Annotated in this window: 4 protein-coding genes and 6 pseudogenes; 5 read left to right on the forward strand and 5 right to left on the reverse strand. The window is 33.7% G+C overall.

The genetic code is table 11. From position 1 onward, the window contains the following. Both AB1280_RS24360 and AB1280_RS24365 read right to left on the reverse strand, forming a co-directional pair. Positions 1-1,338, reverse strand: a pseudogene (locus tag AB1280_RS24360) (DUF5050 domain-containing protein); the annotation flags it as partial. A gap of 137 nt (positions 1,339-1,475) precedes the next feature. Continuing rightward, positions 1,476-1,843, reverse strand: a pseudogene (locus AB1280_RS24365) (hypothetical protein); the annotation flags it as partial. A 171-nt stretch (positions 1,844-2,014) separates the two neighbouring features. Here AB1280_RS24365 and AB1280_RS24370 point away from each other — a divergent pair. From AB1280_RS24370 to AB1280_RS24380, 3 genes and pseudogenes are all read left to right on the forward strand, one after another. Continuing rightward, the gene (locus tag AB1280_RS24370; protein WP_429754924.1) at positions 2,015-2,416 is read left to right on the forward strand and encodes a BlaI/MecI/CopY family transcriptional regulator; all 402 of its coding nucleotides are present in this window, start codon (positions 2,015-2,017) and stop codon (positions 2,414-2,416) included. Further along, a pseudogene (locus AB1280_RS24375) lies at positions 2,413-4,365 on the forward strand (M56 family metallopeptidase). The gene AB1280_RS24370 and the pseudogene AB1280_RS24375 overlap by 4 nt, the downstream one beginning before the upstream one ends. 77 nt (positions 4,366-4,442) lie before the next feature. Then, positions 4,443-4,799 (forward strand): hypothetical protein, encoded by a 357-nt coding sequence (locus AB1280_RS24380; RefSeq protein WP_429754926.1) that lies wholly within the window; start codon positions 4,443-4,445, stop codon positions 4,797-4,799. Positions 4,800-4,839: 40 nt separating this feature from the next. Here AB1280_RS24380 and AB1280_RS24385 read toward each other — a convergent pair whose 3' ends face one another. The 3 genes and pseudogenes from AB1280_RS24385 to AB1280_RS24395 form a co-directional block, all read right to left on the reverse strand. After that, a complete protein-coding gene (locus AB1280_RS24385; protein ID WP_429754927.1) occupies positions 4,840-5,205 on the reverse strand; it encodes a hypothetical protein in 366 nt (121 codons plus the stop codon). A gap of 4 nt (positions 5,206-5,209) precedes the next feature. Further along, positions 5,210-5,419: a hypothetical protein gene (locus AB1280_RS24390; protein WP_429757408.1), complete on the reverse strand. Its 210-nt coding sequence runs from the start codon at positions 5,417-5,419 to the stop codon at positions 5,210-5,212. A 92-nt stretch (positions 5,420-5,511) separates the two neighbouring features. Beyond that, a pseudogene (locus tag AB1280_RS24395) lies at positions 5,512-5,718 on the reverse strand (polymorphic toxin type 17 domain-containing protein); the annotation flags it as partial. Between the two features lie 398 nt (positions 5,719-6,116). On the opposite strand from AB1280_RS24395, the pseudogene AB1280_RS24400 reads away from it, so the two are divergent. After that, a pseudogene (locus tag AB1280_RS24400) lies at positions 6,117-7,880 on the forward strand (LytS/YhcK type 5TM receptor domain-containing protein). Then, positions 7,858-8,097 (forward strand): annotated as a pseudogene (locus AB1280_RS24405) (LytR/AlgR family response regulator transcription factor); the annotation flags it as partial. The pseudogenes AB1280_RS24400 and AB1280_RS24405, both read left to right, overlap by 23 nt.

An 8,097-nucleotide genomic window follows, 5' to 3' on the forward strand; every position in this document is an offset into this window, starting at 1 on the left:
CTTGGATCTCCAATAACATAGTGCATTTTTCCGTCTATTTCTTTTACATATTCACTTTGCATATATTCCGTAATAAATTGTTTTGAGAAATATGTAGACAATGTAGTTTCTAACGCTTTTTTTGTATTATATGCGGGGGATGAGCAATTCCCCGTACGAAAAACGCCCCCTTGATTTTGAATTCCCTGTGAATGCTCTCGTTTGGATATAGGTGAGTTCTTTTTGTGCATTTAATACTTTGTTTAACATTGCGTCATTAGGTAACGGTTTATCTTTTATTTCATTTGATTTTTTTGTCTTCAGATTTAAAATAACGCCATTATCTGTATATAGATACATATCTCCTGCTATAAAATATAAATAAGATTTAGAAGGTTCAAGAGCTTTGTTATAGATTAATTCTTCACTTCCACCATTGATTTTTCTCTTATACACACCGTCATTTTTTACATAATAAAAAGTATCCCCTGTTATGTTCATCTGTAAGACGTCCTGTATTAATAGCTTTTCTGTATTTTGCTGAACGTCTAACTCGTATATACCGTGCGTAGCTTTATGTGCTTCAAAAGGGAGCGAAAAATCTACAACAGCATATAGTTTTTCATCATGATATACCGCACTAGATATTTCTGCATACTTTTCCTTTGACCAGGTTTTGTTATTCTTGGTAACCTGTCTTCCACGATTTTTATTCCAATGTAGAATACTATCATCTATTGTTTGAGCCCAACCAGTGTATTTAGGTGTAGTTTCCTCTTCTTGTCCTGTTTTCAAATCCATTTTTATAATCCCTACAATATCAAAACCACCATGCTCCGAGTATTTTTTCGGATAAAACAAAGTTTGATCTTTTATATATACGTAACTTGTATCTGTTTTCAATGTATCGAGTTTTTTAGCTGAAATGTCATACTTCATTAAAGAAGGCAGTTCATTTTGAACCTGTATTATCATTTGTCGCCATATGGATAAAATATAAAGATTGATTGCTTATATTTTATATAAGAGGCATTTACATCTTTTACTAAAAGTTCTGATGTTTGAAAATAATCCTTTGTACGATAAATACCTTTTGTATTCTTACTTCCATTGACCGCATAATAAATCCAACCATCACTTTCGACCATTTTCCTTTGTTAGAAATGTTCCCAACCGTATTTCCTCTTTTTTCAGCCTCTTTTATTTGCTGCTGTACTATTGAATCAGTTTGTGTATCCTTTTTTTCTTTCTTGACATTTGTTGTATTTGCTGTTTTGTTTTCTGCTTCACAACCAAAAGAGAAATTGAAATGGCCATGGTTGCAATAATAACTATTGTTTTTTCATAAATGTTCCCCATTGTTTGCCTCCTTATGATATTTCAATAGAATTAAATATTGGTAGTAATTGTCTACTTGCGTTTGATTATACGTGCTTTTGTGAATAAAAACAATTTTCTGTTTATTTTCCATTTGAAGCCGATAACAAGAATTAGTTTTACAAAAGGCACAAAATGTTAAACTCAAAAAAAAACAGTAATTTTATGTGCATGTACTGATATCGCTGTTTTTTGTATAAATATTCAAAACATAATATATCAAAGACTGTTTTTTTCTCGTATCGATGAGATTTTCGTCCGTTGTGTTGTAGGAGGTTAAACAGACGAAGCAAAATCTTTGATAGTTCCTAGGTGTCTTTTTGTATAGTTTGGAGCAGAAGAGAAAAATAGTCTTTAATCATATACATAGTTTTATATTCACTTAGCTCTTGTTTCCTCTTTATGAGAAGTAATTTCCGCATTTGAAACATAATAGAGGACAGAGTAGAATGGCAATTAGTTCCCCATACAAACACGCTATTCTTTCCTATGATTCTATAGAAAGAATAGCGTATTTTTATTATTTTTGGGATTAATTTCTTGATTTTCATGGAAATGTATTTATAAATCCAAAATATGGTTGACATTACGCTGGGATTACATTCGTAATATTTAATTATAGATTACAAATGTAATACGAGGGGTGGAATTCTATAAAATGAAGAAATTACCTAAAATATCGGAAGCTGAATTGGAAATCATGAAAGTTCTTTGGTCAAGGTCGCCTCAAACAGCCAATGAAGTAATTGAAGTACTTGATGAAACGATGAATTGGAAACCGAAAACGATTCGAACGCTTATTAATCGATTAGTCCAAAAAGAGGCTGTTTCTTACCATCAGGATAAAGGGCGTATGTATGCATATTATCCTTTAGTGTCGCAAGATAGTTATCTGCAAGTAGAAACCAAATCGTTCCTCAAAAGTTTCTGTGGTGCAGCATTTAAACCTTTACTTGTGAATTTCTTAAAAGAAGAAAAACTTTCTTCAGAAGATATTAACGAACTCAAACGTATTCTGGATGAGAAGACTGTGGAAAGTCAGAGGAAGGATAGAGGATGATAGATATGTTTGTAAATGTCTATCTACCTCGATTTTTTGATTGGGTGATAGAAACATCAATTATGGCAAGTATATTAGTCGGATTAATCTTATGTGTCAAAATCTTGCTTAGAAACAAGATAACTCCGCGATGGCAGTACATGTTATGGATGATTTTAATTGTAAGACTTCTATTACCATGGTTACCAGATAGTTCCTATAGTATTTATTCTCTTCTTTCATATAGCTCTGGCGTGTCTGAGATTTTTCAAAAGGATACTACTCCAGCTATACAACAAAAAAGCGTGTCAGAAGATAAAGCGAATCATTCAGTAGCTACAAAAGGAGATAATTACAAATCTAACTCCGTAAATGCAATGAAAGAGAGTGACCAAATAGATAGTAATAAAAAGAAAGAAGATACTACATTTTCCGTTTATAAAGTTACGTTATATATTTGGCTTTTTGGAGTTGCTATTCTAGCGACAATAACTTGTATTACGAATAGACGATTATATTCTTACATAAAAAAGCAATCCAATATTACGGATGAAAAAATTGTTGGGATTTTTGAAAACTGTAAACAATCTATGGGAATTAAAAGCAAATTCCATTACGGTTGGCTGGGAAAATCTCAAGTCCGACTGTTTTTGGGCTTTTTCGCCCGAGAGTATTATTATCAAGCAGACATATGAAAGTATTGAATGAGCAACAACTACAATATATTTTTTACCATGAGCTATCTCATCTGAAACGAAGAGATATAGCTGTAAATTGGGTTTTGTATAGTTTAATCATCTTAAATTGGTTTAATCCGATTCTTTGGTATGCCTATTCATGTATGCGAGAAGATCAAGAACTAGCCTGTGATGCATTTGCGCTCACCTTTATAGAATCAGAGGAACAAATTGCATATGGACATACAATTATTACTCTTTTAGAACATTATTCAAGTTATTATCAAGCACCGAATCTAGCCAATTTAAGTAGAAATAAACGAACGCTAAAGAGGAGAATTCTTATGATTAAGAAATTCCAAAAGAAATCATATCGCTGGTCTGTGCTTGGAATTATTGCAATAGTTGCTGTTGCATCTATTTCTTTATTCAATGCACCTGTAATAGAAGGAGATCAAAGGCAGAAGGGACAAACGATAGAAAAAAGTCAGAAATCTAAAGATGCTTTCCAAAATGCTGTAGACAGGCTATTTGGTACAGAAGAAAATGCGAGAAAAGAGTGGGGTTTCTCAAAAAGAACATATGAAAGTCGAACGGACTTTTATACCATGCTGAAAAGGCTTTAACAAAAGAAGAATTTGAGAAGTATGTGCAGTTATATAAAGAGATATTACATATTGAGAAAAAAGGATTAATTAAAGTAAACATGCCTGAAAAATTCCAAGGGAATATAAAAGAGGTTAAAGAAGAGCGTTTAAGCGTAGAAAATCGTGAAAAATTAAATGAACTTCGTAATAAATCTAAACTTTATGAGGATAAGGTAGGGAAGTATCTAACATATACAGTTGAAGAAGCGCAGCAACATGTGGATTTCCAAATTAAGAAGCCAGCTTATACAATTGAAGGATACACCCTCAAGGACGAAAAGGTGGGTTATTACCTTAAAAGAAAACCAGAATTAGTTATTAAATTAGAATATGCGAACGGAAAAGGAAATATACAATTTCTCAATCACAAGTATTCGGAGAAAGTAAAGATCCGTTCCATCATTTGTTTGTAGTAGAAGAAAACATTGAACAATACGAATTAGAAGGCAATCAAGTATTCTACTCTACTCATAACTCACATAGTAATTTACAAGGTATGAAGATGATTGTTCCTGCAAAAGGGAAAAATAGTGCGTATCAAATTGTCATTATTAATCATAGTTTAGACAATCCAGGGGAAGCAGTGTTCGATAGGAATGTAAATAAAGTGGAACTGGAAAAAATAATGCTTTCAATGCTGAAATAATAAAGAGGTGTTTTGAAGGTTTATATCTTTAGAACACCTTTTAGTTATATTAAGCCTAAATACTAGGAGGAAAAGAAATGCGTTCAAACAAATATAACACCTTAGCATTACTTTGTATGATGTTGTTTTTTATTACTTGGGCATTAATATTTTTATATGGGAATTATAACTATTCTGCTGATGATGCGGGCAGTAATTTTACTCCTGCTGAGATGAGAATATCGATTGTACTTGATATTTTACAGATGGTATTCCTTGTGATGTCTTTTGTATTCGGATTGATTGCATATTATGTTTCAGAGGACAATGGAGGATATGCAGGAATATGTATCTTAACATCTCTCGTCTTGTTTATAGTTTCAGGGTTTTATGATGTTGTAATAGTTTACATATTAGTAACTGATCCAATACATTGGAAGCTTTTTTTCATGTAATTATTAAACAAGAAGTGCTGGTGAAAGATAATATCTCTTTCTAAATAGGATAGCGCCATAGGCCCATCAACTTAAGAAAAATAAACGCCCCAAAACGAAAAAAAATGAGCTGACTTCTCAAAGTAACTACCTGTAGAGAAAGAAAATTTTCGTTTAGGGGGTACTTCAAAACCTTAGCTTGTTGGCATGGTGATGGTGTATCACCATGTTCATAAGAAGGGGAACCACCGTGATCTCCTACAGATTTATTACTTATAACACCAAAACCACCAGGATCTTTTACAGATTTATTACTGATAATACCACCGTCACCTATATTGGTGTCACCTTTGTTTAATGTTGTAACATTAAAAGCTATAATTCCAATTAGCACTAATCCTGTAACCGTTAATCTAAGCTTTTTCATCATTTTAACGCCCTTTTACTGATAACCTTTTTCTTGCTTCATTACTCATATAAAAATATTTACTAGCCTTCATATGATTTTCTTCTGCATAAAATTTATTGGCTAGTCGTTCTGCATATTCTTCAATACAATTCCATAATTCTTCTTTTTTAAAGTATGAAACTCCTGCTGATACAGCGTTTTTCAATTCTGTAGTGATAGATGTATTGTTCATCTTTTCTAAAATTTTAAAGCGATATTGATATTCTTTATTTTTTAAATCATTACAAATAGTTAACCTTTTTCAATGAGTTGAGATGCAATTTCTAAGTTACCTAATTTTGAAATTTTATCAGCACCTTTTGTTCCTGCCACTAATTGAACAGTTGCTAGCTCGACTTGGGCCTCTACATTTCCAAAACATTTAGCTCTGCTATTCCAATCTCCGTTTACAACATCTTGATTCCACGAATCAGAAATAGCTTGTTTTACAGCATCGAATGTTTCGTCTAGGTGAGAAATGGCATACATAGCAGTATGATGTTTTTTCGTCCCTCAATTTTTAGGAGTCCTTTTTTATTAAAGCTGTTGGGTTTGAGCCACTGGGTTATTGGCAATAGAACAAGAACAGAGATAAGCAAAAAAGGGGCTTTCTCTCCCTTGTGGGAAGTCGCTATTTTTTATACAACAATTGTTGTGCTAACATCAATTTGATGTAGGTATGGTTTTGGTTGTCCAAATTTGGATAGTGGATTAAACTAATGTTCAGTGTCCGAAAGGGTTTGGAGTTGTATTTTTTTAAGTAATGAGATTGCTTGAAAATATTGATATAACAGCCTTTTTGACACCTATTTCCTTCTGTTATATATAGACCTTGATAGACATAATGATGTACTATATTGAATGAAAAATACATGAAGGAAGGACATAAAATGGGGAATTTATTATTGATGATGATGAACGCGTTGGTTTAATCGTCATTTAGGATATTTACTTTCGCATATTAAGGTGTTCCGTTGGCTACTGTATAAGCAAGAAGGCTATAAGGGAAGCTTTATGTTAATTGGCATATTTTCATTATTTACAATTGTAAGCAACTACACAGGGATTGAGATTTCTGGTAATACGATTTTGAATGACAACTGGCTACGGGGCGTCTCTTCTTCTAGTACGATTGCGAATACGCGTATTATGGGAATTGGGATTAGCGGGTTACTTGGAGGTCCAATTGTTGGAATAGGAGTAGGATTTATATCTGGTATTCATCGTTATGTGCTCGGGGGAACGACTGCATTAAGCTGTGCACTCTCTTCTATTTTAGCTGGTATTGTGACAGGTTATATTGGCTATTTATATCAAAATGAATCGCGTTATAACCCCAAAGTTTTCTTCAGTGCTTAGCATCTGTATGGTATCGCTGGAAATGCTTATGATTCTTTTCATAATCGATGACGGCTGGAGCATTGTGAAAACTATTGCAATCCCAATGATTATTGTAAATGGTTTTGGAAGTTATATTCTATTGTCAATGATTCAGTCCATTATACGACAAGAAGAGCATACGAAGGCATTACAAACGCATAAAGTATTGCTCATTGCTGATAAAACGCTTCCGTATTTTCGCCAAGGGTTAACGGAAGAATCATGTACGCATGTGGCACAAATTATCCATCGCTTTACAGGAACAGATGCAGTATCTTTAACAGATACAGAAAAAATATTAGCACATGTTGGAGTAGGATCTGATCATCATATTCCTTCCCATAGCTTAATTACTGAATTGTCCAAAGAGGTGTTAAAGGGCGGAGAGATTATGAAAGCAAAGTCGCGCGAGGAGATTAATTGTCCGCATGAAGGGTGTTCATTACAAGCGGCAATCGTGATTCCGCTCACATCTCATGGAAAGACCATTGGTACGTTAAAGCTTTATTTTAAAAATCCGAATTCATTAAGCCCCGTTGAGGAAGAGCTGGCAGAAGGATTAGCAAAAATCTTTTCAACGCAGCTTGAGCTTGGAGAAGCAGAACTGCAAAGTAAATTATTGCAAGATGCGGAAATAAAGGCGCTGCAAGCACAAATTAACCCTCATTTTCTTTTTAATGCGATTAATACAGTCTCTGCTTTATGTCGTACAGATGTAGAGAAAGCAAGAAAACTATTGTTGCAGCTAAGCGTGTATTTTCGCTGCAATTTACAAGGTGCAAGGCAGCTTCTTATTCCGTTGGAACAGGAATTAAATCATGTACATGCGTATTTGTCGTTAGAACAAGCAAGATTTCCGAATAAATATGAAGTGAAAATGTACATTGAAGACGAACTGCATACTATTTTGCTTCCACCGTTTGTGCTGCAATTATTAGTAGAAAATGCTCTTCGTCATGCATTTTCTAAAAAACAGCCGATATGCCAAGTTGAAATTCATGTTTATGCTAAGCGAAACAGCGTACATTTCAAAGTAAAAGATAACGGTCAAGGGATTGAACCAGAGCGATTAGAGCGGTTAGGAAAAGCAGTTGTATCGTCAAAAAAAAGGAACGGGAACAGCATTATATAATATTAATGAACGGTTAATAGGGTTGTTTGGAAAAGATACAACGCTTCATATTGTAAGTAGACTAGAAGTAGGGACGGAGATTTCCTTTACGATTCCAATTCAAAGAAAAGGGGGAAGCGATATTGAGAATATTAGTAATTGATGACGAAATGTTAGCGCGTGACGAATTAAAATATTTATTATATCGAACGAAAGAGGTCGATATTATTGACGAGGCAGACAGTGTAGAAGAAGCGTTAGAGAAGTTGATAGAAAGTAAACCGGATCTTGTTTTTTAGATATTCAGCTGTCGGATGATAATGGATTTGAGATTGCTAATATACTAAAGAAGATGAAAAATCCACCTGCTATTGTATTTG

It is taken from the genome of Bacillus sp. S10(2024) (assembly GCF_050473865.1).
Taxonomy (GTDB): domain Bacteria; phylum Bacillota; class Bacilli; order Bacillales; family Bacillaceae_G; genus Bacillus_A.

Coding starts and splice junctions, on each gene's coding strand:
- AB1280_RS24370 (WP_429754924.1), top strand. CDS start 2,015: ATGAAGAAATTACCTAAAATATCGGAAGCTGAATTGGAAATCATGAAA.
- AB1280_RS24380 (WP_429754926.1), top strand. CDS start 4,443: ATGCGTTCAAACAAATATAACACCTTAGCATTACTTTGTATGATGTTG.
- AB1280_RS24390 (WP_429757408.1), bottom strand. CDS start 5,419: ATGAACAATACATCTATCACTACAGAATTGAAAAACGCTGTATCAGCA.
- AB1280_RS24385 (WP_429754927.1), bottom strand. CDS start 5,205: ATGAAAAAGCTTAGATTAACGGTTACAGGATTAGTGCTAATTGGAATT.